The 860-nt window shown below is 35.7% G+C and carries 3 protein-coding genes; 2 read left to right on the top strand and 1 reads right to left on the bottom strand.

Annotated features, from left to right (window positions below; all coding sequences use genetic code 11):
* Positions 1-14 precede the first annotated feature (14 nt).
* Together FFR48_RS30455 and FFR48_RS28135 are read left to right on the top strand one after the other, a co-directional pair.
* The gene (locus FFR48_RS30455) at positions 15-134 is read left to right on the top strand and encodes an alpha/beta hydrolase (protein ID WP_307722547.1); all 120 of its coding nucleotides are present in this window, start codon (positions 15-17) and stop codon (positions 132-134) included.
* Between the two features lie 6 nt (positions 135-140).
* On the top strand, positions 141-572 hold the full coding sequence (locus tag FFR48_RS28135) for an HmpF-related protein (protein ID WP_137669603.1): 432 nt from the start codon (positions 141-143) through the stop codon (positions 570-572).
* A 127-nt stretch (positions 573-699) separates the two neighbouring features.
* On the opposite strand, the gene FFR48_RS30835 is transcribed toward FFR48_RS28135, so the two are convergent.
* Positions 700-860, bottom strand: a 161-nt coding sequence (locus FFR48_RS30835) for a hypothetical protein (protein ID WP_201277712.1), incomplete at its 5' end; no start/stop codon positions are given.

The following is an 860-nucleotide window of genomic DNA, read 5'->3' on the forward strand; positions in this document are numbered from 1 at the left end:
ATTACCAATTACCAATTACCAATTACCAATTACCAATTACCAATTACCAATTACCAATTACCAATTACCAATTACCAATTACCAATTACCAATTACCAATTACCAATTACCAATTACCAATTACCAAATTTTGAATTACTATGTTGTATCTAGCTCAAGTATGTAAAAATGATTTTTTAGGGCAATATCAATTACGCCTATTAGCACGTCAGGAATCTGAATATTTATGGTCTATTATTTCTGAAGATACTTGTATTCTTCTGGCAAAAGGAAGCATCATGAACGAGAAAGTGCTGGTATTAGTCGAACTTTCTCCTACAGGTGAAATAGAAACAATTGAAGACGCTACCAGTTGGGTACTTTATTTAGTGCAAACTTACCTCAAAACTGGTATTACCCCAGAATTTTTACAGCAGGAAGCAGAAAAAGCGGAACAGTGGCGACAATCTTTAACCTTGCAAAATCAAGATTTAGCCCGTCGCACTTTGGAATTAGAAGCCCGTCATGAACAAATTCAAGCCCTACAAGAAAGTATTCAACGTGACCACAATGGACATCAAGGGGGTAATTGATAATTGATAATTGATAATTGATAATTGATAATGGGTAATTAATTATATGATTCCCAATCACCAATCACCAATCACCAATCACCAATCACCAATCACCAATCACCAATCACCAATCACCAATCACCAATCACCCAATTTCCTCTTCTGCTAATAATTGCCGAATTAACCTAGCTACGGCTTTTTGCGTAAAACGATTAGCAATTTGTTGTCCTAAATAATGTACTCTTGGATTAAAAAGTACCTGCGCTACTTGGGGAGCAAGTTTAGCAGGATCAAAACCTCTCGTTT

It is taken from the genome of Sphaerospermopsis reniformis, assembly GCF_005402885.1.
Classification (GTDB): Bacteria; Cyanobacteriota; Cyanobacteriia; order Cyanobacteriales; family Nostocaceae; genus Sphaerospermopsis; species Sphaerospermopsis kisseleviana.

Coding starts and splice junctions, on each gene's coding strand:
- FFR48_RS28135 (WP_137669603.1), top strand. CDS start 141: ATGTTGTATCTAGCTCAAGTATGTAAAAATGATTTTTTAGGGCAATAT.